Raw genomic sequence first — 20,207 nt, 5'->3', positions numbered from 1 at the left:
GCCTCAGCGTCCCAGGCGCGACATCAGCGCGGTGAGGGCCGCGGACGTTCCCGTGCGGATCGAGCTGTCGGGGTCGGGCAGGAAGTGGGGGGAGTGGTTGGTGGGCACCGCGTCGCCCGGATGCATGCCGCGGTAGCCGCCGAACACCCAGAACACCGAGGGTGCGCCGATCGCGGCCCCCAGGTAGCCGAAGTCCTCCGAGGCCGTCATCGGGTTCTCGGGGACGAGCACCGCATCCTCGCCGAGCTCGTCCCCGAGGAGCCCGAGCAGGGTGGCGGTCTCGTCCGCGTCGTTGACCACGCACGAGGCGTTGTACATCGGGACGATGTTCGGCTCCGGTGCGCCACTGGCCGCAGCCTCGGCGCGTGCGATGCGGGCGATGGCCTCGGCCATGCGCCGCTGCACGTCGGGCGAGTAGGTGCGGGTGGAGACGAGGAGTTCGCCGGACGACGGAATCACGTTCTCCTTGCTTCCCGCGTGGATGGAGCCCACGGTGAGCACGGCCCGCTCGTGCAGCCCGACCTCACGGCTGACGATGGTCTGCAGCCGCAGGGTGATGGCCGCGGTCAGGACGACCGGGTCGATCGTCGTCTCCGGCATCGAGCCGTGGCCGCCGCGTCCGAAGACCTCGATGCGGTAGGTGTCGACCGCTGCGAAGAACGGGCCGGGGTTCACCCACACCTGGCCGGCCGGAATGGGCCAGACATGCTGCCCGTAGACCGCCTCGGCGTGCGGGATCGCGTCCCACAGCCCGGCGTTCAGCATGTTGCGAGCACCCTGGACGATCTCCTCGGCGGGCTGCAGGATCAACTCCAGAGTGCCCGACCATTCGTCCTTGTGGGAGGCGAGCCATTCGGCTGCGGCGATCGCGCAGGTCATGTGGATGTCGTGGCCGCAGGCGTGCATCACCGGGGTCCGGTTGCCGTCGGCGTCCTCCCAGACCGTGCGGGACGCCCACTCGACCCCGGTGTCCTCCGACACGGGCAGGCCGTCGGTGTCAGCCCTGAACGCCACGACCGGGCCGTCGCCGTTGGTGAGCACGGCCGCGACGCCTGTCTCGGCGATGCGCTGGGTCGTGAAACCGAGCGCCTCCAGCCGACGTTCCAACCACGCCGCGGTCTCGAACTCGTGCAGGCTCAACTCGGGGTGGGCGTGCAGGTACCGGTAGTCGGCGAGCAGACGCTCGAACTGGTCACCGGTGGGTTCGAATCGGGAGGGTGGGGTCACGGTGAGTCCTTTCGCCGCAGTGAGGCTTCCTCGGCCCCATGCTAGGCGCGTCGATCGAGCCGAGGCCACGAGCTTCCCGGCTCGGGGTGACGTCGGCGGTGTCGCCGGGAGATTTGGCGGGCAATCTCTGGGCTTGTCGAAGGGCGGTCCCTGAGCTTGTCGAAGGGTGGTCCCTGAGCTTGTCGGATGGCTCAATGAGCGTGTAGGCCCCCTGAGCTTGTCGAAGGGTCGTTTCGACAGGCTCAACGGGCGTGTAGGCCCCCTGAGCTTGTCGAAGGGTCGTTTCGACGGGCTCAACGGTCGTTTCGACGGGCTCAACGGGCGTGTAGGTTCCCTGAGCTTGTCGAAGGGTCGTTTCGACAGGCTCAACGGTCGTTTCGACGGGCTCAACGGGCGTTTCGGTGGGGTCAGTGGGTGCGATCCTCGATCGGCACGTAGGCCCGCTCCGGCTCCCCGACGTAGACCTGACGGGGCCGCCCGATCTTGCGTCCGGGATCGGCTCGCATCTCGCGCCATTGCGCGATCCAGCCCGGCAGGCGCCCGATCGCGAACAGCACGGTGAACATCTCCTTCGGGAACCCCATCGCCTCGTAGATGAGGCCCGAGTAGAAGTCGACGTTCGGGTAGAGCTTGCGCTCCTGGAAGTACGGATCCTCCAGCGCGGTCTGCTCCAGTTCGGTCGCCAGGTTGAGCAGGTCGCGGCGGCCCTCCTTCAGGCGCAGGACGGCGTCCGCGTGTTGCTTGATGATCGCCGCGCGTGGGTCGTAGTTCTTGTAGATGCGGTGGCCGAAACCCATCAGCTTGATGCCGGCCTTCTTGTCCTTGACCTGCTGGACGTAGTCCTTGACGCTGATGCCGGACGCTCGGATCGCCTCCAGCATCTCCAGCACCGCCTGGTTCGCCCCGCCGTGCAGAGGCCCCGACAGTGCGTTGACGCCGCCGGCGATCGACGCGTAGATGTTCGCGCCCGACGAGCCGATGAGGCGCACGGTCGACGAGGAACAGTTCTGCTCGTGGTCGGCGTGCAGGATGAGCAGGACGTCGAGCGCCCGGGTGATCTCGTCGTTGAACTCGTAGGGCTCGGTGGGGTAGCCGAAGCTCATCCGCAGGAAGTTCTCGATGTAGCTCAGCGAGTTGTCGGGGTAGAGCATCGCCTCGCCACGGGAGTTCTTGTAGCCGTAGGCGGCGAGCGTGGGCACCTTGGCCAGGAGCCGCTCGGTGGCCTTCTCGATGCCCTCGGGGGTGTCGTTCAACGAGTCGAAGCTGAACGTCGACAGCATCATCAGGCCGGACGCCAGCACCGGCATCGGGTGGGAACGGCGCGGGAACATGCGGAAGAACTCGCGCATCCGCTCGTCCAGCATCGTCTTGCGCCGGATGCGGTCCTCCCATTCGCTCAGCTGCTGGGCAGAGGGCAGTTCCCCGTAGATCACCAAGTAGGCGGTCTCGAGGAACGTGGACTGCTTCGCCAATTGCTCGATGGGATACCCCCGGAACCGCAGGATCCCCGCGTCGCCGTCGATGAACGTGATCGCGGACTTCGTCGATGCCGTGTTGGCGAATCCGGGATCGTAGGTGACGTTCCCGGTCCTGCCCAGCAGGCGCGAGATGTCGACGCCGGACGGGCCGTCGGTCGCGGCCACCAGAGGTAGGTCGAGCGCGAGTTCGCTGCCTTTCAAGGTCACTGTGTCAGTCACGATGTCGGTCACAATCGAAACCCCTTCCCGCATGCAACGTTGCGTGCTCTCACCCTAACCGGCCCGTCGGCCGCGGGGTGGTTGTCACATCAACTGTGCTCTTGCGGCGCAAATCCCTGGTCGTCCAGCGCGGGGCGGCCGGAGACCGGGGGCTCGGCCGACCAGGGGAAGACGATCCACTTGTCGGTGCGGCGCCACACGAAATCGGGCTCGACGACGGTGGTCGGCTTGGCGTAGAGGACGGCGCTGCGGACCTGGGCTCCGAAGCCGCGCAGGAGTTTGAGGACGAGCGCCAGTGTGCGTCCCGAGTCGGCCACGTCGTCCACCACGAGAAGGCGGCGGCCCTGGATCGACTCGGTGTCGAGCATCGGGGCCAGCAGAATGGGGTCGGGCAGCGTCTGGGACACGTCGGTGTAGAACTCGACGTTGATGGCGTCGGTGAGCTTGATGCCCAGCGCGTAGGTGAGCGCTCCGGCAGGGATCAGGCCGCCGCGGGCGACCCCGATGAGGATCTCGGCCTCGAACCCCGAGCGCGCGACCGACTCGGCGAGTTCGCGCGAGGCTCGTGCGAAACCGTCCCAGGTGAGGATCTCCTTGTCGGCAAGGTTGCTGGAATCCGCGTGATAGGCCGTCATGCGGGAAATAGTACCGATGACCTCCCCGAATGCTATGCACGGTGCGGCGCGTGGAAGGGTCCGCAGGGCGGATGCGCACTGGCTGGCGGCCGACGGCCCGGTACTAGGATTGGGTGCGATACAGACGTCGGCACAACTCGAGGTAGAGGTGCCATTGCACGCAAAGGACGAACCGTGAGTGAACTGACCTGGACCGATCAAGACAAGCGTGCCGTCGACACGGCTCGCATCCTCGCCGCGGACGCGGTGCAGAAAGTCGGGAACGGCCACCCTGGCACCGCGATCTCGCTGGCGCCCATCGCGTATCTGCTCTATCAGAAGGTCATGAACACCGATCCGGCGGACGACAAGTGGATCGGTCGCGACCGCTTCGTCCTGTCGGCGGGTCATGCGTCGATCCTGCAGTACTCGCAGTTGTTCCTGGGCGGTCTCGGGCTCGAACTGTCCGACATCGCCTCGCTGCGCACCTACGGGTCGCTCACCCCGGGCCACCCGGAGTACGGCCACACGAAGTTCATCGAGTGCACCACCGGCCCGCTCGGCGCCGGCATCAGCAACGCGGTCGGCATGGCGATGGCCGCCCGGCGTGAGCGCGGGCTGTACGACCCCGAGGCGGCCGGGCCGTACGGTGCGTCCCCTTTCGATCACTTCGTCTACGCCGTCGCCGGTGACGGCTGCATGCAGGAGGGCGTCCAGTCTGAGGCGTCGTCGCTGGCCGGCACCCAGGAGCTCGGCAACCTCATCGTCATCTACGACGACAACCGCATCACCATCGAGGGCGACACGAAGATCGCGTTCGGCGAGGACGTCTCGAAGCGCTACGAGGCCTACGGCTGGCACGTGCAGCACGTCGACTGGACGAACGGCGGCACCGAGTACGCCGAGGACGTCCAGGCCGTCTACGACGCGATCCTGGAGGCCCAGAAGGTCACCGACAAGCCGTCGCTGATCCACCTGAGCACGATCATCGGCTGGCCGCTGCCGACCCTGCAGGGCAAGGAGAAGATCCACGGCTCGGCGATCGGTGCCGACGAGATCGGCCGCGTCAAGGAACTGCTCGGGTTCACCGACGAGCCCTTCGCGATCGAGGACGACATCGTCGCCTACACCCGCGGTTCGCTGGCAGAGCGTGGCAAGGCCGCCCGTGCCGCATGGGACGAGGCGTTCGCCGCATGGTCGTCCGCCAACCCCGAAGGCAAGACGCTGCTCGACCGCGTGCTCGCCGGCAAGCTTCCGGACGATCTGACCCTGCCCGTCTACGAGGCCGGTTCCAAGGCGACCCGCGCCGCGTCCGGCGAGGTGCTCACGGCGCTCGCTCCCCAGTTGCCCGAGCTGTGGGGCGGCTCGGCCGACCTGGCCGGCTCGAACAACACGACCATGAAGGGCGAGCCGAGCTTCCTGCCCGCCGACCGCACCACCGACGAGTGGCCGGGCGGCCCCTACGGGCGGACGCTGCACTTCGGCGTCCGCGAGCACGCGATGGGTGGCATCGTCAACGGCATCAACCTGAGCGGGCTCACCCGTGCCTACGGCGGCACTTTCTTCGTGTTCGCCGACTACATGCGCCCGCCGGTGCGCCTGGCCTCCCTGTCGCACGTCCCGAGCATCTTCGTGTGGACGCACGACTCGATCGGTGTCGGCGAGGACGGCCCGACGCATCAGCCCGTGGAACACCTGGCCGCATACCGCGCGATCCCGGGGCTGGCCATCGTCCGGCCCTCGGATGCCAACGAGGTCGCGGTGGCCTGGCGCGAGATCCTCACGCAGACCGACGCTCCGGCCGGTCTCATTCTCACCCGGCAGAACACCCGCATCGTCGACCGGACGAGCGGCGAGTTCGCCTCGGCCGAGGGCCTCGTCAAGGGTGCCTACGTGCTCAAGGAGGCCAGTTCCGCGCCGAAGGTGATCCTCATCGGCACCGGCTCCGAGGTCGAGGTCGCCCTGGCCGCGCAGGCTGCGCTCGAGGCCGAGGGTGTGCCCACCCGCGTCGTCTCGATGCCGTGCCAGGAGTGGTTCGACGAGCAGGACGACGTCTACCGCAACGAGGTGCTGCCGCCCGAGGTGAGCGCCCGCGTGAGCGTCGAGGCCGGTATCTCGCTCGGCTGGGCCAAGTACGTCGGGGACAAGGGACGCTCGGTCTCCCTGGATCACTACGGCGCGTCCGGCAAGGGCACGCTGCTGTTCACCGAGTTCGGCATCACCTCCGACGCCGTGGTCGCCGCGGCCAAGGAATCGCTGAACGCCTGAGTCACGTTCTTCGGGGCGGTCCGCTTTGCGCGGGCCGCCCCGTTCGCGTTTCCGGGGAGCGGCGGGTGCGATGCCGGAACAGGCGGCGGCTGACGGGAATCGGGATGCCGTCCGCGGGCCTGCCGGCGTGTCTGGTCGGCACGCCGATGCCGAGTGCAGCGAGATCCCGATTCCCGTCAGCGGAACGATTCGCCCGACGTGCATCGCTAGCTATGTTAATTAGCTTGAGTAATGAGCTAAGCTAACTAGACGTGACGTCGATCGAATCTCCACGAGAACAACCAGCAGCCCACGGCGAGGACGAGGTGAGTGTGCTGGCCAGCGATCTGCGCATGGCCTGCCAGCGCTTGGCCCGGCGGGTGCGGTTCGAGAGCAACAAGGACGTCCCCCCGCATCAGGTCGGTGTGCTCCTGCGCCTGAACCGGATCGGCGCCCAGACCCCCACGCAGCTCGCCGACCATGAGCGCGTGAGCACGCCGAGCATGACCCGGACGGTGAACTGCCTGGCCGAGAAGGGATACGTCGCCCGCACGCCCCACCCGGACGACGGGCGCCAGGTGCTCGTGGATCTCACCCCTAGCGGCCGCGACCTTGCGCGAAGGACGATCGAGGCCCGCGACACGTGGATGCTGAGGCGGCTCGATCCCCTCGACGAGGAACAGCGTGCTCTGCTGCGCCGCGCCACCGACCTGCTGATCGAGTTCGTCGACAGTGAGCCGCGGCGATGACCGCGACGACCGCGCGCATGACTCCCGATCGTCCGAGCGCCGGGTCACGCACCTTCGCGTCCCTGGCGCAGCCCAACTATCGGTGGTACTTCACCGGCGCCCTGGTGAGCAACACCGGCACGTGGATGCAGCGGACGAGCCAGGACTGGCTGGTGCTCACGCAGTTGACCGACCACTCGTCCACCGCGCTCGGTTACGTGTCGGCGCTGCAGTTCCTCGCGATCCCGTTCCTCGCGCCCTTCGCCGGAGCCATCGCCGATCGCTATCCGAAGCGCAGGGTGCTCCTGATCACCCAGACCCTGCTGGGGCTCAACAGCCTGCTGCTGTGGCTGCTCGTCGTCACCAACACGGTCGAGCTGTGGCATGTCTACGCGTTCGCGTTCATGCAGGGCATTGTGGCGAGCTTCGACATGCCGGCGAGGCAGTCGTTCGTCTCCGAGATGGTCTCTGACGAGTTGATCCCGAACGCCGTGGGCCTGAACTCGATGTCGTTCAACGCGGCCCGGCTCATCGGCCCGGGTGCGGCCGGCCTGATCATCGCCGGTTTCGGTGTGGCGCCGGGCATGCTCGTGAACACCCTCAGCTTCGTCGCGATGCTCGTCGCATTGCTCGTCATGGATCCTCGGCGCCTGCATCCCGCACCCCCACGCACGGGACGAGGGTCGGCTCGCGAGGGACTGGTGTACATCGCGCACCGGCCCGACATCGTCATCATCCTCGTGATGGTGTTCATGCTCGGCACCTTCGGCATGAACTTCCAGATCTACAACGCGACGATGGCGACCATGGTCTTCGGACGAGGGGCCTCCGAGTACGGTGCCCTGGGGACGATCATGGCCATCGGCACCTTCGGGGCCGCGATCATCGCCGCCCGGCGCCGGAATCCGCGCGTCACGACCCTGCTCATCGGCCTGATCGGGTTCACCGTGTTCTCCGCGCTGCTCGCTCTGGCGCCCAGCTACGTCATGTACGCGTTCTGGCTCGTGCCGACCGGCCTGTGCATGCTCACCGTGATGACCAGCGCGAACTCGACGATCCAGATGACGACCGAGCCCTCGATGCGCGGCCGTGTGATGGCGGTCTACGCGGCCATCAACATGGGTGGGACGCCGCTGGGCGCACCCATCGTCGGCTGGGTCGGCGACGTCGCGGGCCCCCGGTGGTCGATCCTCATCGGGTGCATCCTCATCGGCCTGACGTGCCTGGCGGTGATGGCGTTCTTCCGCTTCCACCGTGGTGTCCGGCTACGGGTCGAGCGGGGATGGCCGCCGCGCATCCACACTTGGACGCCGTCGGGAGACCCGGAGACCGCCGAACTGCAGCGCTGAGGACGCGTCGTTCGGGCGCAGGTCGTTTCGACAGGCTCAACGACCGGTTGACAGGCTCAATAATCGGTCCCTGAGCTTGTCGAAGGGACGCTCAGCGCGCTACCCGGTGCAGGGGAACCGCCGAGCTGAGGACGCGTCGTTCGGGCGCGGGTCGTTTCGACAGGCTCAACGACCGGTTGACAGGCTCAATAATCGGTCCCTGAGCTTGTCGAAGGGACGCTCAGCGCGCTACCAGGCGCGCGACCCGGTGCAGGGGAACCGCCGCGCCGATGATCGTGCGCAACCGGTCGACGGAGGCCGGGGCGCAGCTGAGGAGCACACAGCTGGAGGGCCCGCCCGAGTCGGTGCGCGAGACCGGGGTGTCGTCCACCCATACGGGACGAAGCCCGGCCGGGTCGGCGAGCTGGGGCACCTCCCAGGCCAGGCCCTTCGATCCCACCGGCACGGCGTCGTGGACGAGCCCGGAAGCGATCGCGGCGCGGACCGAAGCGACCGGTACCTGGGCGGGGTGACCGACGACAATGCGGTCGCGGGGCGCCGAGACCGGCAGGCCGGCGCAGAGCACCACGTCGCCGGGCTGTGACTGTGCCTCGACGCGACTGCCCTCGGGCAGGCGCCCGAGCACGGTGACGCCGATGCCGGTCGCGTTGGTGGCGACGTTCTCCTCGGTGCTGCCTGTCACGGCGTCGGAGGGGACCCCGGCCTCGGCGGCCAGTCTCCTGATCTCCGCCATCATGGGTTCGCCGGTCGGGTGCAGCTCCACGCACAGGTCGTCGATCACCGCGATCGGCTGGGCGCCCACGCAGATGATCTCCAGGAGCGGGACACGCAGGGCGAAGTGGGCGACGGTGACAGGGTCGCTGGCCACCGTGTCGGCGGGTTTGGGCCCGATCCCGCCGATGGAGTCGGTGGCCACGACGATGCCGTCGTCCAGCACCAGCAGATCACGAAACCGGCGAACCGGCTTGTCAAACGGCGATATCATCGCGTCCGTCATCAGCGGCCCCCACCCTGGTCGTGCTGCGCGTCGTCACAGGACCCCGTACCCACGCACGTAGCGTAGCCAGAGGGTCGCTACCAGGAGCACCAGGACGACTGCCAGCACGACGAGGTCGGAGCGCCGGAAGCTCAGATCGCGCAGCTGGGTCATCGACTTCCGCGCCCCGTAGCCGCGGTTGGTCATGGCGACGGCGAGGTTGTCGGCCAGAAGGATCGAGCTCGTGATCAGCGGCACCATGATCGGGACGAGGGCGGCGACCCGGCCCACCGGCCCTCTGCCCCCGGCGCGGGCGCCGCGTGCCCGCTGGGCCTCGACGATGCGATCGAGGACGCGGGTCATCGTGGGGATGAAGGAGATGGCCGTGCTCACCAGGATCGACAGCCACGGCGGTGCGTGCACCTGCGCCATGGCCGCCAGCAGGTCGTCGACGGGCGTGCTGATCGTGAACGCATAGGTGGCGACCACCATCACGAGGATCCGCATCGCGAGGTTCAGGCCCACCAGCAGCCCGCCGACAGTGGCGTGCACGCCACCCACGGCGAAGAGCAGCCGCGAGTACTCGGCGCGTGGGCTGGTCACCATGGTGACCGCGACGATCAACAGGAGCAGGGGCAGGAGTGGCTGAAGCGGTGCCCACAGGCCGCGCAGCGGCGTTCCCGCAGCGGCAAGGGCAAGCAGCATTCCCAGCAGGAGCAGACCGTTGCCCAGGGGATGAGTGATCGCGAACAGCGCCACCATGACCGCGACGAACGACGCGATCTTGACCCGGACGTCCAGGCGCTCCAACCTCATGCCGGGTTGCTTCCCGGTGCACGCTGTTCTGCCTTGTCGCCGCGCATTTCGCCTCGTCCGGCCGAGCTTCGTCCCGTCTCGTTCCCGTCTGGCACGTCCCCGGCCGTCTCGTCTCCGCCGGTCAGTGCGGTGACGAGATGACGGCCGAGATCGGCCTCGTCCAGCAAGGGTGGTGTGCCGGGCCACAGTCGCAGGCACAGCTCCGCGGTCTGGGTGGTGGTGATACCCGCCTCGGCCAGCATGCCGGGCCGGGCGAGGACCTCCGCGGTGGGCCCGTCGGCACGGACGCGCCCGTCGTCCATCACGATCACCCGGCGGGCGTGGTGGGCGACGACGTCCATGTCGTGGGTGATCATGAGGATCGTGGTCCCTCGTGCGTTGAGCCGGTCGATGAGGCCCATCATCGTGCGGACGCCCGCCCAGTCCTGCCCGGTGGTCGGCTCGTCCACCACGAGGACGGGCGGGCGCAAGGCGAGGATCGAGGCCACGGCGACCCGCTGGCGTTCTCCCTTGCCGAGCGAGAGCGGGTGGTCGTCGCGGACACCCGCCAGCCCGGTGAGGCCGAGCACCTCGTCCACCCGGTGGTCGATCTCGGCGGCGGTCAGGCCGGTCGCCCTCAGCCCGTAGCCGATCTCCGAGGCCACCGTGCGGTTGAAGATCTGGTGATCAGGGTTCTGGAAGACGTATCCGACGCGGCGGGCGAGTTCCCAGGGCTGCAGTCGCGCGGCATCGGCGCCGTCGATGAGCACGACGCCCGAGGTCGGGTCGAGGAGGCGGTTCAGGTGCTTGGCCAGGGTCGTCTTGCCGGCGCCGTTGCGCCCGATCAGGGCGACGTACTCACCGCGTCCGATCGACAGGCTCACCCCCGACAGCGCCCGGTGGCCGTCCGGGTAGGCATGGACGACGTCGCGCAACTTGATCGCGGGCTCGGCGGCGGCAGCGCCCGGCGGGGGAGTGCCGGAGGCGGGAGCCGTGGGAGCGGGAATGGGATGGTCGCCCCGCAGCTTCTCGACGATCGCGGCGGCGTCGTCCACGGTCAGCGGCACCTCGTGCGGGCCGATGAGCCCGGCGTCGGCCAGTGCGGCCCCGACCACGGCGACGGGCAGCGGCTTGACCAGATGCTCCCTGGTCAGCCGGGGGTCGCGGAAGAACTCCTCCGGTCGTCCCTGCCAGGCGACGCGTCCCTCGTGCAGGACGATCAGCTGGTCGGCCCGGCCGACCACGTCGGTGGCCTCGTGCTCGGCGACGATGACGGTGGTCCGCCCGTCGCGGCGAATTCGATCGAGGGCCGCGTAGATCTCCGCGCGTCCCTGCGGATCGAGCTCGGACGCGGGCTCGTCCAGGCACAGCACCTGAGGGCCGATCGCCAGGATTCCCGCGATGGCCAGGCGCTGTCTCTGCCCGCCGGAGAGCAGGGCGGTCTTCCTGTCCTCGAAGCCGGTCAGCCCCACCTCGGCCAGGGCGTCGGTGACGCGCCGCCGGATCTCCGCGCGTGGCACCAGGTAGTTGCGAGGGCCGAAGGCCACGTCGTCGGCGACCGTGCGTCCGAGCACCTGCGCGTCGGGGTCCTGGAGCACCAGCCCGACGTGCTCGGTGATGGTCGAGACGCGGTAGTCGGCCAGGTTGGCGTCGTCCAGCAGGACATCACCGTGGACAGTGCCCTCCTTGAGCTGCGGTATGACGCCGTTGAGGGCCATGAGCAGCGTGGACTTTCCCGCGCCCGTCGGGCCCATCACCACGGTGAAGGTGCCCGCCGGGAAGTCGGCGTCCACGCCCCGGAGCGCATCGTCCTCGGCCTTCGGATACCGATAGGTCAGGCCGACGACCTCCAGCGAACCGCGCATGGGTGGTCAGTTCACCAGCCTGGTGTTGCGTACCGCGTAGTAGGCGACCGCGGCGATCACGATGTTCACCACTGCGCCCACCAGCAGCGACGGCACGGATGCGGCGTACATGGCCCAGCCCCCGATGGGCAGGACGATCAGGCCCAGCGCGAAGCTGTTGAGGACGGTGGTGACGACCACGCCGGCGATCATCCAGGCCAGGCCTTTGCGGCCGAACCAGGAGAACACCAGTGCGCAGACGCCCATCCCGGCGGCGATCGCGATGTGCACCGGGAGGGTCAGCGGGAAGCCGACGAGCGCGGAGGTGAGCAGATGCCCGATCGCCGCGACGACGAAGCCGGGCCAGCCCCCGAAGGCGACAGCGGTGAAGAAGCCGGGCGCCGAGTCGAGTGCGACGGTGCCCAGCGGGCTGGGGATCTTGATCAGCGAGCCGACCGCGCTCACGGCGATGAAGATCGCCATGATGGCCAGTTTGCGTGCTGACACGGGCGAACCAGTCGCGCGGTCGGGTCGGCGGTCGGACAGTGACATGTCTGCTCCTTCGAGCGATGGGTGGGGACTTCGGCGATCCGTCTCCGAAGGGTGACGATAGCGGGCCGCCTTCGTGAGGTCGCGGCTGCACCCCTTGGGGACGCGTCCCCGACGCCGCGGACCGGGTGTCGTCGGGCCGGTTGAGCAGGCGCCTCCACAGGAGACTCACAGAGCATGCCTCGGATGCTCACGGGCTGGACGCATTCCATGGCGACCATGAACCCCGATACTTCCTCGTCCGTCACCCCGGCAGACCAGCCGGAGTCGGCCACCCAGGCGACGGCCACCGCGACGCGATCGCGACCCCGGTGGAGGCGCGTCGTGGTCGCGACCGTTCTGGCTGTGCTGCTCCTGCTCGGGGGTGGCGCGGCATGGGCCCTCAACCGCTTCGTCGTCCAGCATGTGGAGATCACCGACGTGACCGCCTACGAGGCCGAGCGTGCGGGGGCCGAGAGCAGCGCGTCGGACGACGACAGCGCGGACGAGGCGGACGACACGGGCACGTCGGGCACGAGCGAGGACGACGCGTCGGCATCTCCGCAGGTGACGATCACCACGCACACCTACGGTGAGGGGGACCAGGCCGCGACCTATTACGTGGCCGACATCGTGGTCTCCGACGTGACGCAGCTGCGTGCGGCCTTCGCCGACAATGCCTTCGGGCAGAACATCGTCGCCAACACGTCGTCCATCGCAGCCGACAACAACGCCCTGCTGGCGATCAACGGCGACTACTACGGCTTCCGCGACACCGGCATCGTCATCCGCAACGGCGTCCTCTACCGCGACGAGGGGGCTCGCGAGGGCCTGGCGATCTACAGCGACGGGACGATGGCCGTCTACGACGAGACCGCCACGAGCGGCGAGCAGCTTCTCGCCGACGGCGTGTGGCAGACGTTGTCGTTCGGGCCCGCGCTCGTGGACGACGGCGAGATCGTCGACGGGATCGACCAGGTGGAGGTCGACACCAACATCGGCAACCACTCCATCCAGGGTGACCAGCCGCGCACGGCGATCGGGATGATCGAGGCCAACCACTTCGTGTTCGTCGTGGTCGACGGCCGTTCGGACGACAGCGCCGGCGTCTCGGTCACCGAACTGGCCGAGATCATGCAGAGCCTGGGCGCGACCGAGGCATACAACCTCGACGGCGGTGGCTCCTCGACCATGGTCTACGAGGACGGGCTGGTCAACGATCCGCTCGGCAAGGGGCAGGAGCGCGGCACCTCCGACATCCTCTACATCGTCGCGGACGAGGGGTGAGCGGCATGCACACCCGACCTGCCCGAGCAGGGGAGATTCCCGCGCAGGCGCGCGTCCGGCAGGACGATCGGCCGGTCGGGGCGAGCGCATGGGTCCTCATCCCGGCCTACGAACCGGACGACCGGCTCGTCGAGCTCGTCGCCGCGCTCCGCGATGTGCCGGACGAGGGCCTTTTCGCAGGGATCGTCGTCGTGGACGACGGCTCGGGGCCGGCATATGTGCTGGTGTTCGACGCGGTGGCGCGGCTCGGGGCGACGGTGCTGACCCATCAGGTCAACCGGGGCAAGGCGGCGGCCCTGCGCACCGGGACACGGTGGATCCTGACCCACGCGCCGGGCAGCGACGTCGTCTGTGCCGACAGTGACGGCCAGCACCGCCCCGACGACATCGCCAGGGTGGCCCGGACGCTGGCCGGGCGGGCCGAGGCCGGCGAGCCTCAGGCCATCGTGCTGGGCAGCAGGCGGTTCGTGGGCGACGTGCCGCTGCGCTCCCGGTTCGGCAACCGGATGACCACGGCCCTGATGGCGCTGGCCACCGGCACATGGATCGGTGACACCCAGACTGGCTTGCGCGGCTACCCGGCCGCCATGCTGCCGTGGGTGGTGGGGGTGCCCGGCGAACGGTTCGCCTACGAACTGCGCGTCCTGCTGGAAGCCATACGCATGGGACGCCCGGTCGTCGAGGTGGGCATCGCCACCGTCTACCTGGACGACAACGCATCGTCCCACTTCCGGCCGGTGGCCGACTCGCTGCGGGTGATGGTGCCCCTGGTGCTGTTCGCAGCTTCGGGACTGGTGGCGTTCGGCGTGGACACGCTGGGAGTGCTCGTCCTCGAAGCCGTGTCGGGAAGCCTGCTGGTGGCGGTCATCGGTGCGCGCATCGTGAGCTCCGCGGTGAACTTCCTCGTCAACCGCCGTGTGGTGTTCGGAGCGCATCGGGAGGGGGAGACCCGTGGGTCTGTCGGCAATGTGGTCCCTGAATCTGTCGATTCGGTCTCTGAGCCTGCCGATGCCGTCCTTGGGTCTGCCGATGTGGTCCCTGGGTCTGTCGATGTGGTCCCTGAGCCTGTCGAAGTGGTCCTTGGGTCTGTCGATGTGGTCCCTGAGCCTGTCGAAGTGGTCCCTGGGTCTGTCGATGTGGTCCCTGAGCCTGTCGAAGGGACCGTTGCGACTCGCGGCGCCCCTTCGAACGACTCAGCCCACGGAACAGGCTTCTCGCCGCCGATCGTGCGTCAGGCCCTGCGGTATGCGGCACTGGCCGTGCCGCTGCTGGCGGCCGGGTATGTGGGGCTGTGGGTGCTCACCGGCGTCGGCGTGCCACTGCTGGCGGCCAAGGTGCTCACCGACGCGACGTTGTGGGTGACCTCGTACGTGGTGCAGCGGCGGTTCGTGTTCGCGCGAGGGTGAGGACGCGGGATGCCGGCGTCCGGGCCGATACACTCGGGCGGCAGGCTCGCCGCATGGCCCTGCCGATGGTGGGGCGCCGCTCGAATCGCGGCGGGCCCATCGGGACGGCGGCGTCCACTAGGAGGCATTCGTGGAAGACATTCCGGCACCACTCCGTCTGCTGGACGGTCGGCTCGCACGGGACATGTGGACGCTCTCGGAGGGGGTCGTCCATCTCAATCACGGGTCGTTCGGGGCTGTGCCCCGAGAGGTGCAGGAACATCAGAATCGCCTGCGGGCTTCGATGGACGCCGACCCGGTGGCGTGGTTCGCCACCCTGCCGCAGCGAATCGGTGCGGCCCGGGAGCATGTCGCCGACCTGCTCGGCGTCGACCGGCGTGCGCTGGCCTTCGTCCCCAATGCGACGGCCGGGGCGAGCGCGGTGTTCCGCAGCCTGCCCGAGTGCCCGGGTGGTGACGTCGTCGTCACCGACCACGGGTACGGGGCGGTGACCTACGGTGCGCAGCGGCTCGCCCAGCGATGGGGCGGGCGCCTGGTGACCGCACACGTCGGCCTGGACGCGGACGCCGGTGCCGCGGCCGATGCCGTCGTCGACGCGCTCACCCCTGCGGCGCGGCTGCTCGTCGTCGACCACATCACCTCGTCCACGGCGCGGTCGTTCCCGGTACGGGAGATCGCCGTTCGCGCCGCCGAGCGGGGCGTGCTCACGCTGGTGGACGGCGCCCACGTGCCGGGCCTGTACAACGACTGGGTCGCCGACGGGCCGTGGGACTACTGGGTCGGCAACCTCCACAAGTTCGCCTGCGCGCCGCGCGGCACAGCTGTCATCGTCGCGAGGGACGACCGGCGCGACGGACTGTATCCGGTGGTCGACAGCTGGGGGACGCCGCTGCCGTTCCCGGAGCGTTTCGACTGGCAGGGGACCCTCGATCTGACCTCGTACCTCACGGCGGCCCACAGCTGGGAACTCCTCGAGCAGACCTGGGGATGGGGTGTGCTCCTCGAGTATCAGCGGCATCTGGCTGACTACGGCGAAAGGATCATCGCGGACGCTTTCGCGGAGGCGACCGGCGAAGATCACCGGGTCGACGTGGGACAGCCGGTCAACGCGATCCGGCTCATCCGGCTGCCCAGCGGAATGGCCACCGACCACGACTCGGCCGATGCGCTGCGCGACCGTTTCGTCGCCGAGACCGATGCCGAGGCCGCCTTCACCAGCTTCGGCGGACGCGGATACCTGCGGATCTCGGTGCACGCCTACAACACCGCAGGCGATCTGGAGGAGTTCGCCGGACGATACGTGCCGCTGCTGGTGCGCTGGGCGCGGGAGGAACACCGCTAGCCGGGCGGTCAAGTCCGGCATCGTGTTGTGTCGTAGGCGTCTGGGAGGATCGTCGGCAGGTCAAGAGAAGCGGTCGTCAACCCTCTGGAGTTGACCGCTCGGCAACCGGACCCGCTCCGGTGCCCTCCAGGGAAGACCCGGCCGTGGGCAACCGCCGCGCGGTCAAGCGGGATCCGGCCCGGGTCCCCGGCCGGAGGGAGCCGCTGTGGCGGTCTACGACGTTGCGACAAGCCGAACTGTTCTGGCAGCGGCTGGGGATGGGAGGCCGGATCATCCCCGCCTACGCGGGGAGCACACCGATCCCGACGAGATTGAGGTCCACGGATTCGGATCATCCCCGCCTACGCGGGGAGCATGTCCCGACCGAACTCGCCCTGTTCCTCGCCCCGGGATCATCCCCGCCTACGCGGGGAGCACCCACCTCGATTACCCGATCCAAGGCGGACATCAGGATCATCCCCGCCTACGCGGGGAGCACGCCCCGGCAAGCGGCACTGACCGCCCGGGACCTGGATCATCCCCGCCTACGCGGGGAGCACCAGTGGCGGGGTGCCGTTCAACTCAGGATCGACGGATCATCCCCGCCTACGCGGGGAGCACCGCATCGACCCGGTCGACGCCGCCCTGATCGCGGGATCATCCCCGCCTACGCGGGGAGCACGAGTACGGGGCGGCCATGAGTGTCGACCGCGACGGATCATCCCCGCCTACGCGGGGAGCACACCGACGACGCCGGCACCTACCGCCTGATCGCGGGATCATCCCCGCCTACGCGGGGAGCACCATCGGCTGCGGCCCGGGTCGCGAACTCGCGGGGGATCATCCCCGCCTACGCGGGGAGCACCCGATCCGCGCCTGGGACGCATTGACCGAGCCAGGATCATCCCCGCCTACGCGGGGAGCACGTCACCGCCGGCGCATGCCTCCGCTAGCCGCTCGGATCATCCCCGCCTACGCGGGGAGCACAGCGCGGCAGCAATGTCCGGTCGGAGTTTCCAGGGATCATCCCCGCCTACGCGGGGAGCACGCCAGCCGAGGACGGCGACGCCCACACCCGCACGGATCATCCCCGCCTACGCGGGGAGCACATGACCTCATCCACGAGGACCACGCAACGCGACGGATCATCCCCGCCTACGCGGGGAGCACTCGAGGCCGCGTGCGATGCCGTGGCTCCCGAGGGGATCATCCCCGCCTACGCGGGAGCACGGGATTGACAAGCTCGGGGGACTCGTTGAAAGAGGGATCATCCCCGCCTACGCGGGGAGCACAGCGGCGAGGATGCTACTGATCTGAAGGCGAAGGGATCATCCCCGCCTACGCGGGGAGCACCTGTGCTCGGACGTGCTGATCGACTCCGCCGCGGGATCATCCCCGCCTACGCGGGGAGCACCCTCCGGACGCGTCACGTCATGCCAGAGCCTGGGGATCATCCCCGCCTACGCGGGGAGCACACGCGTGCGACGCACTCACGTCATGGCGGGAGAGGATCATCCCCGCCTACGCGGGGAGCACAGAAGGAGTGGCCGACGATGGAGGTCCCGCGGAGGATCATCCCCGCCTACGCGGGGAGCACCAACTCGAAAAGCTCGACAAGCTGGCGGCCGTCGGATCATCCCCGCCTACGCGGGGAGCACTAGATGCTGGTCAACGTCATTCAAAACGGCGACGGATCATCCCCGCCTACGCGGGGAGCACTCACGCGCTTGTCCACCTCGCTCCTCTCTGTTGGGATCATCCCCGCCTACGCGGGGAGCACTCGCTTCCGTCCACCCATGTCGTAGGGACGAGGGGATCATCCCCGCCTACGCGGGGAGCACCCAAGCGTCCATGCGTGAGGTTCGCCGTTCTTCGGATCATCCCCGCCTACGCGGGGAGCACGAATTGCTGGACCGCGGCGCCGACGTCCTGCCCGGATCATCCCCGCCTACGCGGGGAGCACCCTACGAGATGCAGGTGCTGCGCGGGTCTGCTGGGATCATCCCCGCCTACGCGGGGAGCACGGCGTCCAGAGATCACTCATCGGCGCATATCGAGGATCATCCCCGCCTACGCGGGGAGCACTTTCCAGGTCCACGGGCTGAGGAGCCAGGGTGAGGATCATCCCCTCCTACGCGGGGAGCACGCACGCCGCGATCGCCTGACGGGATGCCCGCCCGGATCATCCCCGCCTACGCGGGGAGCACGAGGACGACATCTACACGGCCGCGCCGGTCCTCGGATCATCCCCGCCTACGCGGGGAGCACCACTACCGGAGGGGCAGAAAATGCGAACATACGGGATCATCCCCGCCTACGCGGGGAGCACCAGGCCCAGCGCGACGCCGCTATGTCGATCATCGGATCATCCCCGCCTACGCGGGGAGCACTTGACGGCCAGAGTCGTCCCACACGACAGTGACGGATCATCCCCGCCTACGCGGGGAGCACGACGGAGAGACCCTGCGCGTCACGCAGAACGTCGGATCATCCCCGCCTACGCGGGGAGCACATCCGCGAGAAGGTGTCGCTGGAGCCCGAGTTGGGATCATCCCCGCCTACGCGGGGAGCACCAACTCACGCCCCCCCGCTGATGAGCGGGGATCATCCCCGCCTACGCGGGGAGCACCCCAGATCTGGCCGTCCGACGTGTGGCAGGGTGGGATCATCCCCGCCTACGCGGGGAGCACGGGTAATGGTGCTGGTGGGTCTGGTTGAGTGGAGGATCATCCCCGCCTACGCGGGGAGCACACCCCGCGATCATGCCCGACAAGCCCAGACCCAGGATCATCCCCGCCTACGCGGGGAGCACCGTCGCATGATCTGATCGCGGTGCAGCATCTGCGGATCATCCCCGCCTACGCGGGGAGCACGGCATCGTGAGGGCCGCGATGCTGGACAGGTCCGGATCATCCCCGCCTACGCGGGGAGCACGCCGTACCCGAGTTAGTGAGCATCACCTGCGTAGGATCATCCCCGCCTACGCGGGGAGCACCGTGCCGGCGGCCCAGGCGGCACCACGAACTTGGGATCATCCCCGCCTACGCGGGGAGCACGAAGGCGTTCGCCCAGATCCGCGAGCAGGCCGAGGATCATCCCCGCCTACGCGGGGAGCACGAGTTTCGCTGTGTCGGTGGATGACGGGTCGGGGGATCATCCCCGCCTACGCGGGGAGCACGGGCGGGAGCCGGTACCGGCCCAGAGTGTCAGGGGATCATCCCCGCCTACGCGGGGAGCACGGGGCCGATCTCCCGGACTCGCAGCCCAAGGCCGGATCATCCCCGCCTACGCGGGGAGCACAAGGAGGCCAGAGCCCACCGCGCGATCAATGAGGGATCATCCCCGCCTACGCGGGGAGCACGCCGACGAAGTGCACGGGGTTGTCACCCCACCAGGATCATCCCCGCCTACGCGGGGAGCACCCGGGATCGATTCGGCTAGTCGTTATGCAGTCGGGATCATCCCCGCCTACGCGGGGAGCACTCCGTATGCACACTCGCAATATCAGCAGAATTAGGATCATCCCCGCCTACGCGGGGAGCACTCTTGGATCGGTCTTCGGGTGTGCGGGTGGAGAGGATCATCCCCGCCTACGCGGGGAGCACGGCCTGCTCGCGAGCCCGATCGACATCCCGAACGGATCATCCCCGCCTACGCGGGGAGCACGTCATGCTCCAGCCACCCTCATGCTCGGAGTAGGGATCATCCCCGCCTACGCGGGGAGCACGATATCGCGGTGCAGGACATCACCCTGTCCAACGGATCATCCCCGCCTACGCGTGGAGCACGGTTCCGGCGCGTGCTGAGGCGGTGTAGCGATGGGATCATCCCCGCCTACGCGGGGAGCACCCAGCAGACGGCCGGCGGGCGCTCCTACCTTGAGGATCATCCCCGCCTACGCGGGGAGCACGATGCCCGCGAAGGCGCATTCCCGACCGGCGCGGGATCATCCCCGCCTACGCGGGGAGCACGCACTCGGCCTTGAGGTGCGGGACACGGACTGGGGATCATCCCCGCCTACGCGGGGAGCACCCCGTTCCAGTCGTCGAGGAAATGCCGGATCGCGGATCATCCCCGCCTACGCGGGGAGCACTGGGACATGCGGGCGCGGACTCACGCCGCGAGCGGATCATCCCCGCCTACGCGGGGAGCACACTTACGAGTCGGCGGCGCAAGACATCTTCCGGG

At 68.8% G+C, this 20,207-nt stretch carries 13 protein-coding genes, 2 CRISPR repeat arrays and 1 riboswitch (1 of these 16 cut by a window edge); of the genes, 6 read left to right on the top strand and 7 right to left on the bottom strand.

The window, feature by feature from the left end; genetic code table 11:
• Positions 1–3: 3 nt before the first annotated feature.
• From FB473_RS11665 to FB473_RS11655, 3 genes are all read right to left on the bottom strand, one after another.
• Positions 4–1,227, bottom strand: coding sequence for an amidohydrolase (locus tag FB473_RS11665; RefSeq protein ID WP_208390537.1), 1,224 nt, complete (start codon positions 1,225–1,227; stop codon positions 4–6).
• Positions 1,228–1,634: 407 nt separating this feature from the next.
• Entirely contained in the window at positions 1,635–2,924 is a 1,290-nt protein-coding gene (locus FB473_RS11660) for a citrate synthase (protein WP_341770107.1), read from the bottom strand.
• Positions 2,925–3,013: 89 nt separating this feature from the next.
• Positions 3,014–3,559 carry a phosphoribosyltransferase gene (locus FB473_RS11655; RefSeq protein ID WP_167167804.1) on the bottom strand — a complete coding sequence of 182 codons (546 nt, stop codon included), beginning with the start codon at positions 3,557–3,559 and terminating at the stop codon, positions 3,014–3,016.
• A 174-nt stretch (positions 3,560–3,733) separates the two neighbouring features.
• On the opposite strand from FB473_RS11655, the gene tkt reads away from it, so the two are divergent.
• The 3 genes from tkt (at position 3,734) to FB473_RS11640 (ending at position 7,862) form a co-directional block, all read left to right on the top strand.
• Positions 3,734–5,806, top strand: a complete 2,073-nt coding sequence (gene tkt, locus FB473_RS11650) for a transketolase (protein WP_167167801.1) — start codon at positions 3,734–3,736, stop codon at positions 5,804–5,806.
• A gap of 251 nt (positions 5,807–6,057) precedes the next feature.
• Positions 6,058–6,534, top strand: a complete 477-nt coding sequence (locus FB473_RS11645; RefSeq protein WP_208390536.1) for a MarR family transcriptional regulator — start codon at positions 6,058–6,060, stop codon at positions 6,532–6,534.
• On the top strand, positions 6,531–7,862 hold the full coding sequence (locus FB473_RS11640) for an MFS transporter (protein WP_243863552.1): 1,332 nt from the start codon (positions 6,531–6,533) through the stop codon (positions 7,860–7,862). The genes FB473_RS11645 and FB473_RS11640 overlap by 4 nt, the downstream gene beginning before the upstream one ends.
• A gap of 220 nt (positions 7,863–8,082) precedes the next feature.
• Here FB473_RS11640 and FB473_RS11635 read toward each other — a convergent pair whose 3' ends face one another.
• From FB473_RS11635 to FB473_RS11620, 4 genes are read right to left on the bottom strand one after another with little or no spacing between them, the layout of a single operon-like run.
• Positions 8,083–8,847: an AIR synthase related protein gene (locus FB473_RS11635; RefSeq protein ID WP_243863550.1), complete on the bottom strand. Its 765-nt coding sequence runs from the start codon at positions 8,845–8,847 to the stop codon at positions 8,083–8,085.
• Between the two features lie 45 nt (positions 8,848–8,892).
• Positions 8,893–9,654 (bottom strand): energy-coupling factor transporter transmembrane component T family protein, encoded by a 762-nt coding sequence (locus FB473_RS11630; protein ID WP_167167795.1) that lies wholly within the window; start codon positions 9,652–9,654, stop codon positions 8,893–8,895.
• A complete protein-coding gene (locus FB473_RS11625) occupies positions 9,651–11,498 on the bottom strand; it encodes an ABC transporter ATP-binding protein (protein ID WP_167167792.1) in 1,848 nt (615 codons plus the stop codon). Before FB473_RS11625 ends, FB473_RS11630 begins: the two co-directional genes overlap by 4 nt.
• A 6-nt stretch (positions 11,499–11,504) precedes the next feature.
• Positions 11,505–12,029, bottom strand: coding sequence for an ECF transporter S component (locus FB473_RS11620; RefSeq protein WP_167167789.1), 525 nt, complete (start codon positions 12,027–12,029; stop codon positions 11,505–11,507).
• 174 nt (positions 12,030–12,203) lie between these two features.
• Between FB473_RS11620 and FB473_RS11615 the strand changes: the two genes are divergently transcribed.
• The 3 genes from FB473_RS11615 (at position 12,204) to FB473_RS11605 (ending at position 16,040) form a co-directional block, all read left to right on the top strand.
• Positions 12,204–13,292 (top strand): phosphodiester glycosidase family protein, encoded by a 1,089-nt coding sequence (locus tag FB473_RS11615; RefSeq protein ID WP_243863548.1) that lies wholly within the window; start codon positions 12,204–12,206, stop codon positions 13,290–13,292.
• A 5-nt stretch (positions 13,293–13,297) separates the two neighbouring features.
• Positions 13,298–14,698 (top strand): glycosyltransferase, encoded by a 1,401-nt coding sequence (locus tag FB473_RS11610; protein ID WP_208390535.1) that lies wholly within the window; start codon positions 13,298–13,300, stop codon positions 14,696–14,698.
• A 130-nt stretch (positions 14,699–14,828) separates the two neighbouring features.
• Positions 14,829–16,040, top strand: a complete 1,212-nt coding sequence (locus FB473_RS11605) for an aminotransferase class V-fold PLP-dependent enzyme (RefSeq protein ID WP_208390534.1) — start codon at positions 14,829–14,831, stop codon at positions 16,038–16,040.
• Positions 16,041–16,098: 58 nt separating this feature from the next.
• A riboswitch (SAM riboswitch) is annotated at positions 16,099–16,215 on the top strand.
• A gap of 92 nt (positions 16,216–16,307) precedes the next feature.
• A CRISPR array of direct repeats spans positions 16,308–17,189; the repeat unit is 28 nt; unit sequence GGATCATCCCCGCCTACGCGGGGAGCAC.
• A gap of 93 nt (positions 17,190–17,282) precedes the next feature.
• A CRISPR array of direct repeats spans positions 17,283–20,207; the repeat unit is 28 nt; unit sequence GGATCATCCCCGCCTACGCGGGGAGCAC (it continues 6,417 nt past the right edge of the window).

Source organism: Brooklawnia cerclae (assembly GCF_011758645.1).
Classification (GTDB): domain Bacteria; phylum Actinomycetota; class Actinomycetes; order Propionibacteriales; family Propionibacteriaceae; genus Brooklawnia; species Brooklawnia cerclae.
Note: the sequence above shows the minus strand (reverse complement) of the source record. Positions and strands in the feature narration are given on the sequence as shown.